This is a genomic window from Pseudomonas sp. ITEM 17296 (assembly GCF_028895205.1).
Lineage (GTDB): Bacteria > Pseudomonadota > Gammaproteobacteria > Pseudomonadales > Pseudomonadaceae > Aquipseudomonas > Aquipseudomonas kermanshahensis.
The window spans coordinates 1-18,626 of the sequence record NZ_WJRS01000008.1; the positions used below are offsets into that span (position 1 = coordinate 1).

17 protein-coding genes and 1 pseudogene are annotated in these 18,626 nt (G+C 62.0%); 8 read left to right on the forward strand and 10 right to left on the reverse strand.

Annotation, left to right across the window (positions count from 1 at the left end; genetic code table 11):
• Positions 1-38 precede the first annotated feature (38 nt).
• On the reverse strand, positions 39-437 hold the full coding sequence (locus GIB19_RS11355; protein ID WP_027594067.1) for a nuclear transport factor 2 family protein: 399 nt from the start codon (positions 435-437) through the stop codon (positions 39-41).
• A 115-nt stretch (positions 438-552) separates the two neighbouring features.
• Here GIB19_RS11355 and GIB19_RS11360 point away from each other — a divergent pair, with 115 nt between their 5' ends.
• Together GIB19_RS11360 and GIB19_RS11365 are read left to right on the forward strand one after the other, a co-directional pair.
• On the forward strand, positions 553-1,143 hold the full coding sequence (locus GIB19_RS11360) for a GNAT family N-acetyltransferase (protein ID WP_027594068.1): 591 nt from the start codon (positions 553-555) through the stop codon (positions 1,141-1,143).
• Positions 1,140-2,012: a carbon-nitrogen hydrolase family protein gene (locus GIB19_RS11365; protein ID WP_274886004.1), complete on the forward strand. Its 873-nt coding sequence runs from the start codon at positions 1,140-1,142 to the stop codon at positions 2,010-2,012. The genes GIB19_RS11360 and GIB19_RS11365 overlap by 4 nt, the downstream gene beginning before the upstream one ends.
• A 50-nt stretch (positions 2,013-2,062) precedes the next feature.
• Here GIB19_RS11365 and GIB19_RS11370 read toward each other — a convergent pair whose 3' ends face one another.
• Positions 2,063-3,586 carry a fumarate hydratase gene (locus GIB19_RS11370; protein WP_027594070.1) on the reverse strand — a complete coding sequence of 508 codons (1,524 nt, stop codon included), beginning with the start codon at positions 3,584-3,586 and terminating at the stop codon, positions 2,063-2,065.
• 249 nt (positions 3,587-3,835) lie between these two features.
• Here GIB19_RS11370 and GIB19_RS11375 point away from each other — a divergent pair, with 249 nt between their 5' ends.
• On the forward strand, positions 3,836-4,756 hold the full coding sequence (locus tag GIB19_RS11375; RefSeq protein ID WP_274886005.1) for an iron-sulfur-binding ferredoxin reductase: 921 nt from the start codon (positions 3,836-3,838) through the stop codon (positions 4,754-4,756).
• 73 nt (positions 4,757-4,829) lie between these two features.
• On the opposite strand, the gene GIB19_RS11380 is transcribed toward GIB19_RS11375, so the two are convergent.
• Both GIB19_RS11380 and pyk read right to left on the reverse strand, forming a co-directional pair.
• Positions 4,830-6,047 (reverse strand): delta-60 repeat domain-containing protein, encoded by a 1,218-nt coding sequence (locus GIB19_RS11380; protein WP_274886006.1) that lies wholly within the window; start codon positions 6,045-6,047, stop codon positions 4,830-4,832.
• 161 nt (positions 6,048-6,208) lie between these two features.
• Positions 6,209-7,660, reverse strand: a complete 1,452-nt coding sequence (pyk, locus tag GIB19_RS11385; protein WP_027594073.1) for a pyruvate kinase — start codon at positions 7,658-7,660, stop codon at positions 6,209-6,211.
• A gap of 180 nt (positions 7,661-7,840) precedes the next feature.
• Between pyk and GIB19_RS11390 the strand changes: the two genes are divergently transcribed.
• From GIB19_RS11390 to sbcB, 3 genes are all read left to right on the forward strand, one after another.
• A complete protein-coding gene (locus tag GIB19_RS11390) occupies positions 7,841-8,227 on the forward strand; it encodes a tetratricopeptide repeat protein (protein ID WP_099430337.1) in 387 nt (128 codons plus the stop codon).
• A 123-nt stretch (positions 8,228-8,350) separates the two neighbouring features.
• Positions 8,351-8,719, forward strand: a complete 369-nt coding sequence (locus GIB19_RS11395; protein ID WP_027594075.1) for a PilZ domain-containing protein — start codon at positions 8,351-8,353, stop codon at positions 8,717-8,719.
• Between the two features lie 36 nt (positions 8,720-8,755).
• Positions 8,756-10,192 carry an exodeoxyribonuclease I gene (sbcB, locus tag GIB19_RS11400; protein ID WP_027594076.1) on the forward strand — a complete coding sequence of 479 codons (1,437 nt, stop codon included), beginning with the start codon at positions 8,756-8,758 and terminating at the stop codon, positions 10,190-10,192.
• Between the two features lie 73 nt (positions 10,193-10,265).
• On the opposite strand, the gene mvaT is transcribed toward sbcB, so the two are convergent.
• Positions 10,266-10,643 (reverse strand): histone-like nucleoid-structuring protein MvaT, encoded by a 378-nt coding sequence (mvaT, locus tag GIB19_RS11405; protein ID WP_027594077.1) that lies wholly within the window; start codon positions 10,641-10,643, stop codon positions 10,266-10,268.
• A 283-nt stretch (positions 10,644-10,926) separates the two neighbouring features.
• Between mvaT and purU the strand changes: the two genes are divergently transcribed.
• Complete coding sequence (gene purU / locus GIB19_RS11410) at positions 10,927-11,778, forward strand: formyltetrahydrofolate deformylase (protein ID WP_027594078.1); 852 nt, start codon at positions 10,927-10,929, stop codon at positions 11,776-11,778.
• Between the two features lie 184 nt (positions 11,779-11,962).
• Here purU and GIB19_RS11420 read toward each other — a convergent pair whose 3' ends face one another.
• The 5 genes and pseudogenes from GIB19_RS11420 to GIB19_RS28400 all read right to left on the reverse strand — a co-directional run.
• Positions 11,963-12,955, reverse strand: coding sequence for a lysylphosphatidylglycerol synthase transmembrane domain-containing protein (locus GIB19_RS11420; protein WP_027594079.1), 993 nt, complete (start codon positions 12,953-12,955; stop codon positions 11,963-11,965).
• Positions 12,952-13,716: a DUF2334 domain-containing protein gene (locus GIB19_RS11425; protein WP_099430333.1), complete on the reverse strand. Its 765-nt coding sequence runs from the start codon at positions 13,714-13,716 to the stop codon at positions 12,952-12,954. The genes GIB19_RS11420 and GIB19_RS11425 overlap by 4 nt, the downstream gene beginning before the upstream one ends.
• Complete coding sequence (locus GIB19_RS11430; protein WP_099455203.1) at positions 13,709-14,830, reverse strand: glycosyltransferase family 4 protein; 1,122 nt, start codon at positions 14,828-14,830, stop codon at positions 13,709-13,711. Before GIB19_RS11430 ends, GIB19_RS11425 begins: the two co-directional genes overlap by 8 nt.
• A gap of 234 nt (positions 14,831-15,064) precedes the next feature.
• The gene (locus GIB19_RS28395) at positions 15,065-15,829 is read right to left on the reverse strand and encodes a methyl-accepting chemotaxis protein (RefSeq protein ID WP_371097681.1); all 765 of its coding nucleotides are present in this window, start codon (positions 15,827-15,829) and stop codon (positions 15,065-15,067) included.
• A 93-nt stretch (positions 15,830-15,922) separates the two neighbouring features.
• Positions 15,923-16,939: pseudogene (locus GIB19_RS28400) on the reverse strand (HAMP domain-containing protein); the annotation flags it as partial.
• Positions 16,940-17,106: 167 nt separating this feature from the next.
• Between GIB19_RS28400 and GIB19_RS11440 the strand changes: the two are divergent.
• The gene (locus tag GIB19_RS11440) at positions 17,107-18,582 is read left to right on the forward strand and encodes a helicase HerA-like domain-containing protein (RefSeq protein WP_274886012.1); all 1,476 of its coding nucleotides are present in this window, start codon (positions 17,107-17,109) and stop codon (positions 18,580-18,582) included.
• Positions 18,583-18,626 lie beyond the last annotated feature (44 nt).

An 18,626-nucleotide genomic window follows, 5' to 3' on the forward strand; every position in this document is an offset into this window, starting at 1 on the left:
GCGAAAGGGCCCGTACAGGCAGCACAGCTGGAACAGCCTTAACCAACCTGCTCAACCCAGTCATTGAGGTTGTAGTAGTTGGTCACCCGGGCAATCTTGCCGCAGTGAATATAGAAGAACGCCCCCGCTGACAGCACATACGTCTGCCCATTGGCCGCAGGTAGCCCTTCGTCATCGGCGAGGTATTCGCCATGCACCGTGAACTCCGCCGCTGCCCGGCTGCCGTCGGCATTCTGCATCACCACGATATCGGCCAGGCGCTCGCGGTAGCAGCGGTTCATCTTGTCCATGAACGCGGCAAACCTGGCCTTGCCCATCTGCCGCTCGCCCTGGTTGATGTCGTGGATCACGTCCTCGCTGAGCAGGGCGAGAAAGCCTGGCATGTCACCGGCATTGAAGGCTGCGTAGTATGCATTTACCAGTTCGGTAGCGGTCATGGAACAATACCTGTCGTGTAGGGAAAAGGCGGAGCGTGGGTTCGGATGATAGGGTTTCCCCTCAAGCCCGGCTTAGCCGAGCGCGTCATCCACATCGACAAAACGACCGCCAAGCATGGAAATACGCCTGTTGCACGGCGCCGCTATCGCGCCTTACATCGATGACCTCGCTCGCCTGCGCCTGACCGTGTTCCGCGAGTTTCCCTACCTTTACGACGGCACGCCGGAGTATGAGGCCGACTACCTGTCTACTTACGCCCGCTCCGGGCGCAGCCTGGTGGTGCTGGCGCTGGACGCCGGCAGGGTGGTGGGTGCCGCCACCGGCCTGCCGCTGGTGGACGTTGCCGCCGAGTTCCAGCAACCGTTCCTGGCCCAAGGGCGTGACCCTGCCAGCGTGTACTACTTCGGTGAATCGGTCGTGTTGCCGGAGTACCGGGGCCAAGGCCTGGGCGTGCGCTTCTTTATCGAACGCGAGTCCTATGCCCACAAGCTCGCCGAGTTCGACTATTGCGCCTTCTGTGCCGTCGAGCGCCCAGGCGTGCACCCCCGGCGGCCGGCTGATTACAAGCCCTTGCAAGGGTTTTGGCGCAATCGAGGCTTTTTGCACGACCCCTCTTTGCGCACCACCTATGGCTGGCGCGACCTGGATGAGCAGGAAACGTCCGAAAAGATCATGTCGTTCTGGCTCAAGGAACTGCCGATATGATCCGTCTGGCGGCCTGCCAGTACGCCATCGAGCTGCACAAGACCTGGGATGCTTACGTCGACCACCTGCAGCGCCTGTGCGCCGAAGCCGTGCAAGACGGCGCCCAGTTGCTGCTGTTGCCGGAGTACGCGGGCCTGGTGCTCAGCGGGCTGCTACGCGAGGAGCAGCGGGGTGACCTGAAGGGTTCCATCGCCGGTATCCAGCCGTTGATCGAACCCTGGAAGGCCTTGTGTGAGCGCATCGCCCGGCGCTGGGGTATCTATCTGCAACCCGGCAGCCTGCCGGTGCAGGACGGCGATGGCCGCTATCGCAACCGCGCCTGGCTGTTTGGCCCCGACGGTGTGCTGGGTTATCAGGACAAACTGATCATGACCCGCTTCGAGCGCGAACAATGGGACATCGCGCCGGGCGAGGGACTGAAAGTATTCGAGACCAAGCTTGGCAAGCTGGGCATTCTGATCTGCTACGACAACGAGTTTCCGATGCTGGCCCGGCACTTGGCCGAAGCGGGCGCCGACCTGATTCTGGCCCCCAGTTGCACCGACACTGAGGCCGGTTACAACCGGGTGCGTATCGGCGCCCAGGCAAGGGCGCTGGAAAACCAGATTGCCGTGCTGCAGAGCCCGACGGTAGGGCTGGCGCCGTGGTCGCCAGCGCTGGATGAGAACATTGGGCGTGCGGGGTTGTTCGTACCGCCGGACCATGGGATGCCCGCGGATGGCGTGGTGGCGCTGAGTGATCAGCTCAACCCGGCCGGCAGCCAGTGGCTGATGTGTGAGGTGGACCTTGAGGCCGTACGGCGGGTGAGGCAGGAGGGGCAGGTATTTACCCGGCGCGACTGGCCCGAGCAGTTCGGGCGGATGCTGTAAATGAAAACGCCCGGCGGATGCCGGGCGTTTTCGATCAGGCCAGAGGTGAATTACTTCACTTCAACAGCCAGGCTTTCGGCAATCTTGCTCTGCCACAGCGCAGGGCCGGTGATGTGCACCGACTCACCGTTGCTGTCCACCGCGACGGTGACTGGCATGTCTTTCACGTCGAACTCGTAGATCGCTTCCATGCCCAGCTCGGCGAAGGCCAGGACCTTCGACTTGCGGATCGCCTGGGCTACCAGGTAAGCGGCGCCGCCAACGGCCATCAGGTACACGGCCTTGTTGTCCTTGATCGCTTCGATGGCGGTCGGGCCACGCTCGGACTTGCCGATCATGCCCAGCAGGCCCGTTTGCTCGAGGATCTGGCGGGTGAACTTGTCCATGCGGGTAGCGGTGGTCGGGCCGGCTGGGCCAACCACTTCGTCACCGACCGGGTCGACTGGGCCGACGTAGTAGATGAAGCGGCCTTTGAGGTCCACTGGCAATTCTTCGCCACGGTTGAGCATCTCGACCATGCGCTTGTGCGCGGCGTCACGGCCGGTGAGCATCTTGCCGTTGAGCAGGATGGTCTCGCCTGGCTTCCAGCTGGCGACTTCTTCCGGGGTGATGTCGTCAAGGTTGACGCGGCGGGCGCTTGGGCCGGCTTCCCAGACGATTTCTGGGTAGGCGTCCAGCGACGGCGCTTCCAGTTCGGCTGGGCCGGAGCCATCGAGCACGAAGTGCGCGTGACGGGTGGCAGCGCAGTTCGGGATCATGCACACCGGCAGCGAGGCCGCGTGGGTCGGGTAGTCCATGATCTTGACGTCAAGCACAGTGGTCAGGCCGCCCAGGCCCTGGGCACCGATGCCCAGCTGGTTGACCTTCTCGAACAGCTCCAAGCGGATCTCTTCGATGCGGTTTTGCGGGCCGCGGGCTTTCAGCTCATGGATGTCGATGGACTCCATCAACACTTCCTTGGCCATGACCGCAGCTTTTTCGGCGGTACCGCCGATGCCGATGCCGAGCATGCCAGGTGGGCACCAGCCAGCGCCCATGGTCGGAACGGTCTTCAGCACCCAGTCGACGATCGAGTCGGACGGGTTGAGCATGGCCATCTTCGACTTGTTTTCCGAGCCGCCGCCTTTGGCTGCGACATCGACTTCGACCTTGTCGCCAGGGACGATCGAGTAGTGGATGACGGCCGGGGTGTTGTCCTTGGTGTTCTTGCGGGCACCGGCCGGGTCGGCCAGGATCGAGGCGCGCAGGACGTTCTCAGGCAGGTTGTAGGCGCGACGCACACCTTCGTTGATCATGTCGTCGACGCTCAGGGTGGCGCCGTCCCAGCGCACGTCCATACCGACGCGCACGAACACGGTGACGATACCGGTGTCCTGGCAGATCGGGCGGTGGCCGGTGGCGCACATGCGCGAGTTGATCAGGATCTGGGCGATGGAGTCGCGCGCGGCAGGCGACTCTTCACGCAGGTAGGCCTCGTGCATCGCCTGGATGAAATCGACGGGGTGGTAGTACGAGATGAATTGCAGGGCGTCGGCAACGCTCTGAATCAGGTCGTCTTGCTTGATCACGGTCATGCAGCGCGCTCCTCTTAAAGACGGGAACATTCGTAAAGGCCCTTCGACACTGCACACCTGTGTGTCGAAACGCCTGGCAAGGCGTCGGCAGGTCAGGCCGACGTAAAAAGGCGCGGCAGTATAGCGCGCCTCACCGTGCGAAACACCTGCGTGTGGTCTGGACCATGGTCGGCAGGGTGGCGGGCATCCTTTTTGCTGCCAATCGCGGCTTGCCTTAGAGTGACGATGTGTACCCGGAGAATCATGACCATGCCTGAACTCTGTGTGGGCGAGCGCCGCTGGACGGTGCCCACCGGCAGCAACCTGCTCGATGCCTTGAACGCGGCGGGCGTGAATGTGCCCTACAGCTGCCGCGCAGGCAGTTGCCACGCCTGCCTGGTGCATTGCCTGGACGGGCAACCGGCGGATGCCTTGCCCGAGGCCTTGGCGCTGGACAAGCACGCACAGGGTTGGCGCCTGGCGTGCCAGTGCCGGGTGGTGGATGACCTGCGCGTGGCGGTGTTCGACCCGCTGCTCGAAGGCATGCCCGCGACGGTATGTGCACTGGACTGGTTTGGCGATGTGTTGCTCTTGCGCCTGCGGCCCGAGCGGGCGCTGCGCTACCAGGCCGGCCAGCATCTGGTGCTGTGGAACGGTGCGGTCGCGCGGCCATATTCGTTGGCAAGCCTGCCGGGTGAGGATGATTTTCTCGAGTTTCATATCGACTGCCGGCGGCCAGGGGCGTTTTGTGACAGCGCTCGGAGCTTGCGGGTTGGTGATGAGCTGCGCCTGGGCGAGCTCAGGGGCGGGGCGTTGCACTACGACCCGGACTGGCAGGAGCGGCCGCTCTGGATGTTGGCGGCGGGTACCGGGCTTGCGCCATTGTGGGGCATCTTGCGTGAGGCTGTGCGGCAGGGGCATCGCGGCGAGATTCGGGTGCTGCATGTGGCGCGGGACAGTACCGGGCATTACCTGGCTGAAGCGTTGCAGGGCAGGGTAGGTGTCACCGTCGAGCTGGTGCTGGCGGAGCAGATGGAGGAAGCGCTGGCGGGGTTGCGGATGGTGTCACGACAGACGGTGGCACTCATATGCGGGGCGCCCGCGAGTGTCGAGCGTTTCGCCCGGCGCCTGTTCATTGCTGGGGTGCCGAGAGGCCAGGTGTATGCGGATGCCTTTGTTGAACACGTTTGAACCTTGAACGAAGCACCTTGGTCAATCGCGGGCAGTTCGCGATTGACCGTTTGCCATGTGCCGGTGCTGATTGTCAGGGCGCTGTGAGGCAACGTAGCACGAAACCTTTGCGGGTCCAGCCTTGCTCCTCTTCCTCATCGTCCTCGCCGGTAACCAATGTGCTGCCGTCTGGCTGCAGTTCGCTGCTTGAGACCATATCCATGCTCTTCCCTAGAGAAAACGACAGCCAGCCATTCTCCTGAAAACCACTGTCCGGTAGGCCGTCGGGCAAGAACCTGCCGACCAAAAGATCAGCTTGACTCCCGCTAGTGTCGCCTACGGTGATGATGGCCTTGTCTTGGAAGACGGCGACCGTTTTCCAGTAACCTCCGGTGTCCAGAGAGGTAGTGATGAAGTCCGCCAACGGTTGGCCCTGATGATCGAAAGCGGCGATCACACTTTTTTGAGGTACTTCGCCGCCGGCACAGACAATGGCGTTAGACGCGAGTTTGGCAATCGAGAAAAAGTTGGCATGAGAAGTCAGCTCGGCGAACGCAAAGCCTTCGTTACCGAATGTCGAGTCATATTCACCGCTACTGTGCAGCCGGATGACACAGGCTAAGTCGAGATCAGCAGTCATGACCGACCCGCCCAGCAGAATGAACTCACCGTCCAGAAGCATCGCGGTCGTGTAAGTAAGGTATCCTCTGGGCGGTATAAGCTGCTTGTAACCGGTGCCGTTGAAGCTCGTATCCAAAGCGCCGTCGGCGTTAAACCTCATGATCATGGAGTGGGTATTGAGGTAAACCTTGTCGTTCGCCGCGAGTGTCTGCATCTGCGGTGGTCCCTCAGCGACTTCAATAACGCGGGGTGTGGATGAGACGTGTTTTTGCTCGTGCACCTCAAGGTCTGTGGGCGTTTTGATCAAAACATGGCCATCCTTGCCGAATGACGTGTCTAGCAAGCCGCTGCTGCTGAATCGAGCCAGAGCGGGTTGTAGCCCATTATGCATTCCGATCATGAGGATTTTGCCGTCTGAGAGCAGGTGAACGCTGCTGCCAACGGCGGATAACGGAGGGGCGAACTTGCCTTCGGTCAGCCCGTTGTTCTGACCAAATTGTTGATCGAGTTTGCCTGTGTTATCCACACGGAAAATGACGTAATTGCCGCCCACACCCGTGCCAACGCAAATTCTGCCGTTCCTGTTATCTGGGATTGAAGATGCGATTCGCTGAATCGACCGGTGTGGGCGAGCGATACCGTAGGCGCCGTAGTCAGGGTCCAGCACGTTCTGTTTGCGGGTTGTGCTCATTGCTTTTCACCTTTCGTGTTGAACAGTGTGAAGCCGTTGCGTCACTCAACGATCGCAGGCTGGGCGCCACGACGAAACTGGCAAAAATGCTAGGTAGCGGACATGAAAAAGCCCCGTGAGTAGGGCTCACGGGGCTTCTTGACTACGGGCGAATAAGGCAATCAGACCAGCGGATCACCGACATGCAGGATCTTCATGCCGTTGGTGCCACCGATGGTGTGGTAGCTGTCGCCCTTGGTCAGGATCACCCAGTCACCTTGTTGCACCAAACCACGCTTGAGCAGTTCGTCGACCGCCGCCTGGCTTACCTTGTCGGCCGGCAGCGAAGCCGGGTCGAAGGCGATCGGGTAGACACCGCGGAACATCGAGACGCGAGCCTGGGTAGCGCGGTGCGGCGACAGGGCGAAGATCGGCACGTGCGAACGCAGGCGCGACATGATCAGCGGGGTGTAGCCACTCTCGGTGAGGGCGATGATCGCCTTGACGCCCGGGAAGTGGTTGGCGGTGTACATGGCCGCCAGGGCGATGCTTTCGTCGCAACGCTCGAAGGTAGTGTGCAGGCGGTGGCTGGACTTCTGGTTGGTCGGGTGCTTCTCGGCACCCTGGCAGATGCGCGCCATGGCCTGGACGGCTTCGATCGGGTAGGCGCCGGCGGCACTTTCGGCCGACAGCATCACCGCATCGGTGTTGTCCAGCACGGCGTTGGCCACGTCGGACACTTCGGCGCGGGTCGGCATCGGGTTCTGGATCATCGACTCCATCATCTGGGTCGCCACGATCACCGCTTTGTTGTTGCGGCGGGCGTGCTGGATGATCTTCTTCTGGATGCCGATCAGTTCGGCGTCGCCGATTTCCACGCCCAGGTCGCCACGGGCAACCATGACGGCGTCGGAGGCGGCGATCAGCTTGTCGAGGGTTTCGTCGTCGGCAACGGCTTCGGCACGCTCGATCTTGGCCACCAGCCAGGCGCTGCCGCCGGCCTCGTCACGCAGCTTGCGGGCGTATTCCATGTCGCTGGCGTCACGTGGGAACGATACGGCCAGGTAGTCCAGGTCCATTTCCGCGGCCAGCTTGATGTCGGCCTTGTCTTTTTCGGTCAGGGCCGGTGCGGTCAGGCCGCCACCTTTGCGGTTGATGCCTTTGTGGTCCGACAGCGGGCCACCGATGATCACTACGCAGTGCAGTGCATCAGCAGTGGCGGTCTCGACGCGCATGACCACACGGCCGTCGTCGAGCAGCAGTTCGTCACCGACGCCGCAGTCCTTGACCAGGTCGGGATAGTCGATACCGACGATGTCCTGGTTGCCTTCGGTCAGCGGGTGGGCGGTGGAGAAGGTGAACTTGTCACCGATCTTCAGTTCGATGCGCTTGTTGCTGAACTTGGCGATGCGGATCTTCGGACCTTGCAGGTCGCCCAGCAATGCGACGTGGCGGCCGTTCTTGGCCGCGATTTCACGGATCAGGCGAGCGCGCGCCTTGTGCTCGTCCGGCGTGCCGTGGGAGAAGTTCAGACGTGCCACGTCCAGGCCGGCAAGGATCAGTTGTTCGATCACTTCCGGCGAGTTGCTGGCGGGGCCAAGGGTGGCGACGATTTTGGTACGGCGGATGGTCATGCACAGACTCCTATAGTGAAGCGCAGCGAAAGGCTACTCCTGAATCTCGCTGTAGTCATTGTTCCGTTGCACTACCTGCGACCAAGGCAGGGTAGCGTTTGAACGGTCAGGCCATCCTCGCAAAAGGGTGTGAAGATTTATGGGCAAAGGCCGATACACTGGCATCAAAGGAGACCCCTCATGCGAGCCCTGATCGTTTTAGCCTTGGCGGCCAGCGCCGTCGGCTGCACCCGCTGGTCCATGGACCACCACTTGAACAATGCCTACCGTGCCTACGACCGCGGTGATTGCCAGCGGGTGATGCTGGAGCTTTCGCAGGTCGATCGCACCAGCCGCGCGCGACCGTTCGTCCACCCCGAGGTGTCGCTGCTGCGTGGCCAGTGCCTGGAACGCCAGAAACTGTTCGTGGACGCTGCACAGACCTACGAGTACATGATCCATGCCTACCCGGGCAACGAATACGCGTACCGCGCCCAGGCCCGGCTGCAGACCCTCGAGAAGCTTGGCCATTACCGTGGCGCCGAGGCTGCCGTGGCCAACCCGGTGCAGACCACCCCTTGGCGTTAACACCAAGGTGTGATTTATTTCACGGGATTAACCGCGCGCGCTGCGCTAATCTGTAACTCAGTTGTTACAACAACCGCCAGTACCGCGCATTCCTGGCACCGGGTACGGACTGCACTTGTGATCATCTTCAACAAGCGGCATATCGAACGCCATCAGTTGCCCTGCGTTCTCAAGGTCTTCAACCGTTTTACCGATCAGCCGATCGGCCAGCTGGGTAATGCCTCAGTAGACGGTTTGATGCTCATCAGCCAACTGCCGGTGCTGGTCGGGCCGGATTACGAGCTGCAATTGCGTTTGCCGTTGGCCGGTGGCGGGTATCAGTTCATCAACCTCACCGCCAGTTGCCTGTGGTGCCGCGAAGACCAGACGCCCGGCCATTACGACTCCGGCTTCATGTTGCTGCAGGCGCCCCGCGAGTACGACGAGTTCGTTCGCTCTCTGCACGACTATTTCAGTTTCCGCCCCGCCAACGCTTCCGCTAGAGCCGAGTAGGCTAGAATCGGGTCGACCTCGATACAGGACGACCCCGTGAGCTCCAGCATTTTCTGGCACGACTACGAAACCACTGGCATCAACCCGCGCTGCGACCGGCCGCTGCAGGTGGCCGGTGTGCGCACCGACTTCGACCTCAACGAAATCGAAGAACCGATCAGCCTCTATTGCCGCCCCTCGGACGACATCCTGCCGCACCCGGCTGCTTGCCTGGTCACCGGCATCACCCCGCAACAACTGGAAACCCAAGGGCTGTGCGAAGCCGAATTCATGACCCGGGTGCACGCGCAACTGGCGCGCCCAGGCACCTGTGGCGCTGGCTACAACACCCTGCGCTTTGACGATGAAGTGACGCGCTACAGCCTTTACCGCAACTTTTTCGACCCTTACGCCCGTGAGTGGCAGGGCGGCAACAGCCGCTGGGACCTGATCGACATCGTGCGCACGGCCTATGCCTTGCGCCCTGAAGGCATCGAGTGGCCGCAGCAGGATGGCCGTACCAGCCTGCGCCTGGAGCTGCTCAGCAAAGCCAATGGCATCGACCATGGCCACGCCCACGAGGCACTTTCCGACGTGCGGGCCACGATTGCCCTGGCGCGCTTGATCCGGCAGAAACAGCCGAAATTGTATGAGTGGCTGTTTCAGCTACGCAGTAAACAAAAAGTGATGGAACAGGTCCGTTTGTTGCAGCCGCTGGTACATATTTCGGGGCGTTTTTCGGCGGCCCGTAATTACCTGGGCGTGGTCCTGCCGCTGGCGTGGCACCCGCGCAATCGCAATGCCCTGATTGTCTGCGACCTGCATCAGGAAACCCTACCGTTATTGCGGGAAAGTCCTGAAGTTCTTCGTCAGCGCTTGTATACCCGCCACGAAGAATTGGCCGAGGGCGAATTACCCGTTCCGCTTAAATTGGTGCAGATCAATCGTTGCCCAGTGCTGGCGCCACTCTCGGTATTGCGCCCGGCCGATCAACAACGGTTGGGCATCGACTTGACGTTGTTACAATCGCGTGGCGAACAGCTGGCCAATCAACAAGCACACTGGCAAGACAAGCTGGAACACATCTACGGCAAGGATGATTTCACGCCGAGTGAAGATCCTGAACAACAGTTGTATGACGGTTTTCTGGGCGACCGTGATCGGCGTTTGTGTGAGCAAGTTCGCACGCTGGAACCCGCGCAATTGGGCCAGGGGCACTGGATGTTCGATGACCCGCGCATGCCTGAACTGTTGTTCCGTTATCGGGCTCGCAACTTCCCTGAGACCTTGAACAGTGAAGAGCGTCAGCGTTGGTATGGCTTCTGTCAGCAACGCCTGAGCGACCCGCAGTGGGGCGCGCCGAATACCCTGGGTGATTTCGAGCAGGCGCGGCAGCGTGCCTGGGAAGGCGCTGACGAGGCGGGCCGGCGGGTACTGGACGCGTGGCAGGAACACGCGCGAAAACTGCAGGCACAATTTGCAATTGCGCAGTGAATGGAAAAACAAAAACGCCGGCATTGAGCCGGCGTTTTTTTGTTGCGCTAAGCAACGTTGAGCGTGCGGACAATCAGTCCAGCAAGGTCGCCCAGCTTTCAACCACGTCACCACCCCACTTGGCTTTCCATTCTTTCAGGGTTTTGTGGTTGCCGCCTTTGGTTTCGATCACTTCACCATTGTGCGGGTTCTTGTATTGCTTGACCTTGCGCGCACGCTTAGTGGCGGTAGGCTTGACCGCGCCGCGAGGCGCTTTGCTCAGTTTCGACTCTGGGTCGAGCAGGGCAATCACATCACGCAGCGACTTGGAGTACTCGCCCATCAGCGTGCGCAGTTTGCCTTCGAACTCCAGCTCTTGCTTCAGCTTGTCGTCTTGCGACAGGTTGGCCAGGCGGGCTTGAAGTTCCTTGATGGCTTCTTCGGTGGCGCGGTACTCGTTAATCAGGGACATGGAGAGTTCCTTTAATGCGTGTTCAGAAATGTGTGGGCCAATAATAGACAGGCGATACTCGCAAGTAAACATACAAATGGGCCATTAACTGTTAATTAAGCTGTGACAACATTTCTCTGCGTGAACAAAAATTTACATTAGCCCTGCGTTTTGTCATGCCGCTGAACAGGGCCACGTCTTGTGTGCCTGGCGGTGTGCACAACGCACGCGGTGCGATCCATACTGCGTTTTTCCTGGCGGGCCGCTAGAATGAGCGCCTTTGCGAAGTTCTGGAGTCTCATTCATGCGCACCTATCGTCTGGTGATCGCCTGCCCCGACCGTGTTGGCATCGTGGCGAAAGTCAGTAATTTCCTGGCCTTGTACAATGGCTGGATCAACGAAGCCAGCCACCACTCCGATGAACAGAGTGGTTGGTTCTTCATGCGTCATGAAATCCGTGCCGAATCCCTGCCATTCGGTATCGAGGCATTCCGCGAGGCGTTCGCGCCCATCGCCGAAGAGTTCTCCATGACCTGGCGTGTGACCGACTCGGCGCAAAAGAAGCGCGTGGTGTTGATGGCCAGCCGCGAATCCCACTGCCTGGCCGACCTGCTGCACCGCTGGCACACCGATGAGCTGGATTGCGATATCCCGTGCGTTATCTCCAACCACAACGACCTGCGCAGCATGGTCGAGTGGCACGGCATTCCGTTCTTCCATGTACCGGTCGACCCCAAGGACAAGGCGCCAGCCTTCGCCGAAGTGTCGCGCCTGGTCCAGGAGCACGCGGCCGACGTGGTAGTGCTGGCTCGCTACATGCAAATCCTGCCGCCGCAGCTGTGCCAGGACTACGCTGAAAAAGTGATCAACATCCACCACAGCTTCCTGCCGTCGTTCGTCGGCGCCAAGCCTTACCATCAAGCGGCCCTGCGCGGCGTGAAGCTGATCGGTGCGACGTGCCACTACGTGACCGAAGAGCTGGATGCCGGCCCGATCATCGAGCAGGACGTGGTACGTGTCAGCCATGCCGACAGTATCGAAGACATGGTCCGCTTCGGCCGTGATGTCGAGAAGATGGTGCTGGCCCGCGGCCTGCGTTATCACCTGGAAGACCGCGTGCTGGTGCACGGCAACAAGACCGTGGTGTTCGACTGATACAGACACGGGGCTGCGATGCAGCCCCCAGACTGGGGATGTTGTATGGCAAACTCGCGCAATAAACCCACCGCCTCACTACCGCCAACCCTCGGCGAGGGCTGCCTGGCCCGCTATGACCCCGAGGCCCTGAGTGACGCCGACGGCACCGACTTCCCCGGTGCAGCCGAACTCTGGCAGCAACTCAACCCGCCTGCCGCCGCCAACGCTCCAGCAGCGGGCGTGCCAGCAGGCAAGCGAACACCGGCCCACCCGCCAGCAGATAAAAGTAGTAAGTGACCGCGCGCCAGATAACGATCGCTGCGGCCGCTGTCGAACTGCCCACCAAGGGTGTAAGCAGGCTTGCCGAGGTCAATTCGGCGGCACCTGCGCCCCCCGGCAACAGGCTGAACTGGCCGGCGCTGAGCGAGAGCATCTGCACCAGGAAGCTGGGGATCCACGACAGCTCCACGCCCAACCCCTTCAGCACCAGGTACAGCACGCTGTAGCGCAGGCCCCAATGCGCGCAGGTCAGGGTGAACACCAGTGCCAGCGTGCGCTTGGGCAGGCGCCAGGTTTGTGCCAGGGCGTCGATGAAGTGCAGCAGCTTGCGCGCCCAGCGGCGTTTACGCCCCGCAGACATCCCCAGGCGCTGTAACAGGCGACCGTTCAAGCGCATCAGCCCGCGCCGGTAGCGCAGCAGCCCCAGCACTACGACCAATGCCGCACACAGCAACAGTGCGCTGCCCAGCAACATGCTTTGCTGGCTGTGCCCCAGGCGGTGGAACAACGCATAGCCGGCGATCGCCAGCATCGCGCAGAAGAAAAACAGCAAGTCGTTCAACTGGTCCATGGCGAATACCGCGCCGCTGCGCGCCGGGCCAATGCGGTCGCGCGCCAGCAAGGCCATGAGGGTCAGCGGGCCGCCGCTGCCGCCAGGGGTGGTACAGATGGCGAACTCGGTGGCCATGACCACGCCGAGGCTGCGCAGGTAACGCAGTTGTGCGCCTTGCTGGCCGAGCAGCAGGCGCAGGCGAATGGCGTTGATCACCCAGCACAGCACGATCATGCCCAGCAGCATCAGTAACAGGCCGGGGTCGAAGCGTTGCAGGCGGGGCAGCAGTTCGCTGCCGCCCAGCAGCGTCGGTACCAACACCGCGCCCAGCAGGGCCAGGCCTAGCCAGCCCAGGCGATTCATGCGCTGGCCTGGCGGTCCAGCCAGGCGGACTTGGTCAACGGCTCGCGGCCCTCTGCCAGCAGCGCCTGCAGGGTGTGTAGCCAGTAGTCGCGTGATACGCGGTGGCGCATGTCCACCGGGTGCAGGCCGAGGCGCAGGGTCTGCGCGCCACGCCAGCGTTGGCATTGCCAGTCGCAAAGCACCTTCGACACCCTTCGGCGCCAGGCGCTGCGTGCGCTCCACACCAGGCCGGGGGCCTCGATGGCGGTGAACTCAGGCAGGCGGTACAGGTGCTGCGGTGTGCTGGTGTAGCGCAGCGGCAATTGGCGCAAGGCCTGGCGCGTGCCTTCGCTCATCAGCCAGGCGGGGGCGACGAAGCCGGCAACCGGCCAGGCTTGCCGCTCGAACACTGCCAGGCCTTGTTCCAGGCGTGCTAGCGCCTGACGTTGATCCAGCCCGTAGAATTCGCCTTCATGGGTATAGATGCGGCGCATGAAGAATGCGCCGGGGCTGCGCGGTGGCGCGCCGTCGTCGGCGTGGTAGTAGCCATGCAGCGCCAGCTCATCACCCAGTGCCAGGCGCCGGTCGAGTAGGCGGCAGAACGTGGGCGAGCGGTGCAGGGGGTTGCGGTGGTGAAAGTCTGGCACCACCAGCCAGGTCATGGGTACACCGCCAATCTTGTCGACGGCTTCGACGAAGGGTTGGTAGTCGGGCCAGGTCTCGGGCGCGATGTCGTGCAGCACCAGCATCAGGCTGCGTGCTGCGCTGCCGGTTTCAGCCATGGGCCCGCGCCCGCGGTTGGTGGCCGAGCACGGCCTGGTAATGCTGCAGCAGGCCGGCGACCACGTTGTCCCATGAGTAGTGTTGCTCGACATGGCGGCGGGCTTGGGTGCCGAGGGTACGCACACCCTCTTCGAACACCTGGCGCACCGCCTGCGCCATCGCCGCCCCGTCATTGGCCTGGCACAGCCGCCCGCATTGTTCGTTGACGATCTCGCCAAAGGCACCGGCACGCACCGCCACCACTGGCGTCGCGCTGGCCATGGCTTCGAGAATGACCAGGCCAAAGGTTTCCTGGTCGCCGGCATGCACCAGCAGGTCGGCACTGGCCATCAGCCTGGCGACCTCCTGCGGCGGGCAGAAGTGGTCGATCACGCTGACGTTCTGCGGCACATTCACAGGCATGTTGGAGCCCACCAGCAACAGGTGGTAGGGCCGCCCCAGGCGCTGCATGCAGTCGAGCAGAACCGGCAGGTTCTTTTCCCGCGAGCCACGGCCGGCGTAGATCAGCAGGCGGCTGGTGTCGGCAATCCCAAGTTCCGCGCGCAGGTGCGGGTCGCGGTGGTCGGGGTTGAAGGTGGCCAGGTCTACACCCAGGCGCTGCACATGCACATCGCGTATGCCCAGCCGGCGCAGTTTGTCGGCCATCACCTGGCTGGGGGCCAGCACCCGGTCGAAGTTGCCGTACAGTTTGCTGACGTAGGCTTCGACATTGGGCGTGAACCAATTGCCCATGCGGTTGCTGACCAGCAGCGGCAGGTCGGAGTGGTAGAAGCCAATCACCGGCACATCGAGCTGGCGGCGTGCCTCCAGGGCAGCCCAAGCGGTCAGGTACGGGTCGCCGACTTCGATCAGGTCGGGTTTGAGGCTGCGCAGTACATTGCACCAAGGCGCCAGGCGCACCGGGAAGCGGTAGCCATTGCCAAAGGGCAGGGGAGGGGCCGGCACCTGGTAGATGCCATCGGTGTGTTGCGCGCTGGCGCCGGGGATCAACAAGCTGTGGCGCACGCCTTGGATGGCATCGAGGCGGCGGTGTTTGGCATCAAGATAGGTACGTACGCCACCACTGGCGGGGGCGTAGAACATGGTGATGTCGGCAATGTGCACGATCAGCATCCCTCCGGGATCGTCTTCGGGTCTGTCATCCGGCCGTAATGGGCCGGCGATGACGCGCCTAAAGGTTGACCTACCAGAAGGATAGTTTGTTCGATCGAGGTTGGGCTGGTTGCTGCGGGCTTGTAAGCGCAGCCTTTTGCTGCGAAGAGGTCGGCACGGACGCTACAGCTTTGTGGGCTGAGCTGGCCTCTTCGCAGCGCAGGGCTGCGCCTACAGGGGGCTATTGAACCGTCATTAGATGCGGAAGCTGCCCACCAGGTGTTTCAGGCGCGAAGCCTGTTGCTCCAGGTCCGAACACGCGCGCAGGGTGGCCTGCAGGTTTTCGACACCTTCCTGGTTGAGCATGTTGATCTCGTTGATGTCCATGTTGATCGCCTCGACCACGGCTGTCTGCTCTTCGGTGGCGGTGGCCACCGACTGGTTCATGCCGTCGATCTCGCCGATACGCACCGTCACGCTGTCCAGCCGCTCGCCGGCCTGGTTGGCGATCTGCACGCTGTCCTGGCTGTGGCGCTGGCTCTGGCCCATGGTGTCGACCGACTCGCGGGCACCGACCTGCAGCTCTTCGATCATGGTCTGCACCTGTTGTGCCGACTCTTGGGTGCGGTGTGCCAGGTTGCGCACCTCGTCGGCGACCACGGCAAAGCCACGCCCGGCTTCACCGGCGCGGGCGGCTTCGATCGCCGCGTTCAAGGCCAGCAGGTTGGTCTGCTGGGAGATGCTGGTGATGACTTCGAGAATCTGGCCAATGTTGACGGTCTTGCTGTTGAGCGTCTCGATGTGCGCACTGGAGGTGACGATCAAGTCGGACAGGCGGTTCATCGCGGCGATGTTGCGCTCGACCACCTGCTGGCCTTCTTCGGCCAGCAGCCGTGCGGAGCTGGCGTGTTGCGAGGCCTGGGCGGCATTGCCGGCGATTTCCTGTGCGGCGGCGCCCAGTTCGTTGATGGCGGCGGCGACGCTGTTGGTGCGGTTGGATTGCTCGTCCGAGTTGGTCATCGACGAGTTCGAGGCGCTGATCACGCGCAGGGCCACTTCATTGACCTGCTCGGTGGCCGAGGACACTTCGCGGATGGAGCCGTGGATACGCTCGACGAAGCGGTTGAAGGCGCTGCCGAGCAGGCCGAATTCGTCGTGGTTGTGGATGCGCAGACGCTTGGTCAGGTCGCCTTCGCCTTCGGCGATGTCTTCCATGGCGCGGGTCATGGTCAGCAACGGTTGCATCAGCACGCGAATCAGCAGGCCGAGCAGGCCGATGATGATGACCACCGCGACCAGCGTGGCGATCACCGCCGAGGTGCGGAAGGTGCTGAGCATGGAGAAGGCTTTGTCCTTGTCCACCGACAGGCCGATGTACCAGTTGGCCGAAGGCAGGCCTTTGATCGGGGTGAAGGTGAGCAGGCGGGTCTCGCCCTGGGCCTGGACTTCCGTCAGCTCACCGGACAGTTTCGGCGTGTGCTGAGGGAACAGGTCTGACAGCGATTTCATCACCAGGCTCTGGTCCGGGTGTACCAGGATTTTACCTTGGTCGTTGACCAGGAAGGCGTAGCCCATGCCGCCGAAGTTCAGCGAGTTGATGATCTGCACCAAGCCGTCGAGGGCCAGGTCGCCGCCGACCACGCCCACGCTGTTGGAGACCTTGCTGAGGATGCCGATGACCATCTTGTTGGTGGTCATGTCGATGTACGGCTCGGTCAGGGTCGCGCCAGAGGCGTTCATGCCGTCCTTGTACCAGGGGCGGGTACGCGGGTCATAACCCTCAGGCATCTTGGCGTCCGGGCGCACGCTGAAGCCGCCATCGACCTTGCCCAGGTACACGGTGAGGAAGCTTGTGATCAGCGCATTCTGCCCCATCAGGGTTTCAGCGTCGTTGGGGGCCTGGGCAATGTTCTGTGCCAGGTTCTCCACCAGCTTTATACGGCCTTCGAACAGGTTGCGGATATTGGTCGAAGTCGACTCGCCCATTTCAGTCAGATAATTCTCCAGATCCTCTCTGATGGCATTACGCTGGAGATAATCGTTATAGAGGGTGAACAGGCTGAAGGCGAGTATCACGATCAGTGAGGCCGCCAAGAGAATCTTGTGGCTGAAACGAAGGCTTTTGCTCATGGAGTAATCGGTTCCGCTAAGGTTTTATCGGGCGTTCGCACGAATACATCTGCAAGACAGTGCAACATCCCGGGAAGTCCTAGTTGGGTTGTTACTGTGTTCTAGGCGAATATCACCCCGAGGTATCGGCCGATACGCGGCAAAGCTTGAGAAGAGGATGAAAGAAGATGTCGGATTCTTCGCAAATAGTTGTAGGGGCGGGCCTTGATGGTCAGCCTGTCAATCAAGCCATGCGCCTCGCCAACCGTCACGGCCTGGTGGCCGGCGCCACTGGCACCGGCAAGACGGTCACCTTGCAGCACCTGGCCGAGGTGTTCAGTGATGCGGGCGTGGCGGTGTTCGCGGCCGATGTAAAAGGCGACCTGTGCGGCCTGGGTGCGGCGGGCGCACCGCAGGGCAAGGTGGCCGAACGCATTGCCGGCATGCCTTGGTTGGGGCATACGCCGCAGGCTTATCCGGTAAGCCTGTGGGATATCGCCGGGCAGTCCGGCCACCCCTTGCGCACGACCCTCAGCGAAATGGGGCCGCTGCTGCTGGGTAACCTGCTGGAACTGACCGACAGCCAGCAGGCAGCCTTGTATGCGGCATTCAAGGTGGCCGACCGTGAAGGCCTGCTGTTGCTCGACCTCAAGGACCTCAAGGCGCTGCTGGCGCACCTGAAGGACAACCCGCAGATGCTGGGTGAAGACAGCGCGCTGATGACCAGTGCCTCCACCCAGGCCTTGCTGCGTCGCCTGGCGACACTGGAGCAGCAAGGTGCCGAGGCGCTGTTCGGTGAGCCCGCGTTGCAACTCGAAGACTTGCTGCGGCCCGGCAGTGACGGCCGTGGGCGCATCCACCTGCTTGATGCCAGCCGGCTGGTGCATGAAGCGCCGAAGGTGTATGCAACCTTCCTGCTGTGGCTGTTGGCGGAGTTGTTCGAACAGTTGCCAGAGCGCGGCGATGCCGACAAGCCAGTACTGACGCTGTTCTTCGATGAAGCGCACTTGCTGTTCAATGGCACGCCCAAGGCGTTGCAGGACCGCCTGGAGCAGGTGGTTCGGCTGATTCGCTCCAAGGGCGTGGGGGTCTACTTCGTGACCCAGTCGCCAGGTGATCTACCCGATGCGGTGCTGGCCCAATTGGGTTTGCGCATCCAGCATGGTTTGCGTGCGTTCACCGCAAAAGAGCAGAAGTCGCTGCGGGCCGTGGCCGATGGTTTCCGCCCCAACCCCGCATTCGACAGCCTGGCGGTGCTGACCGAGCTGGGTATTGGTGAAGCGTTGGTCGGTACGCTGGAAGAGAAGGGCACCCCCGCCATGGTGCAGCGGGTGCTGATTGCGCCGCCGCAGTCGCGTATCGGGCCATTGAGTGCGGCTGAGCGCACTGCATTGATTACCTCGTCACCGCTGGCCGGGCGTTATGACAAGCCGGTGGACCGTGAGTCGGCTTATGAAATGCTCACTCAGCGCAAAGGTGAGCCTGTCGAGCCAGCGCCAGTGCCGAAGGCCGATGAAGAGAGCTTTGCCGACAAAGCTGGCGATTTTTTGCAGAGTGCAGCGGGGCAGGCGATCAAGTCCGCCGTGCGGCAGGCGGCCAATCAGTTGGGGCGGCAATTGGTGCGCGGGCTGATGGGGTCGTTATTGGGGGGCAAGAAGCGCTAGCAGCGCCACGCACTGCAGGAGCAGCCTTGTGCTGCGAAGAGGCC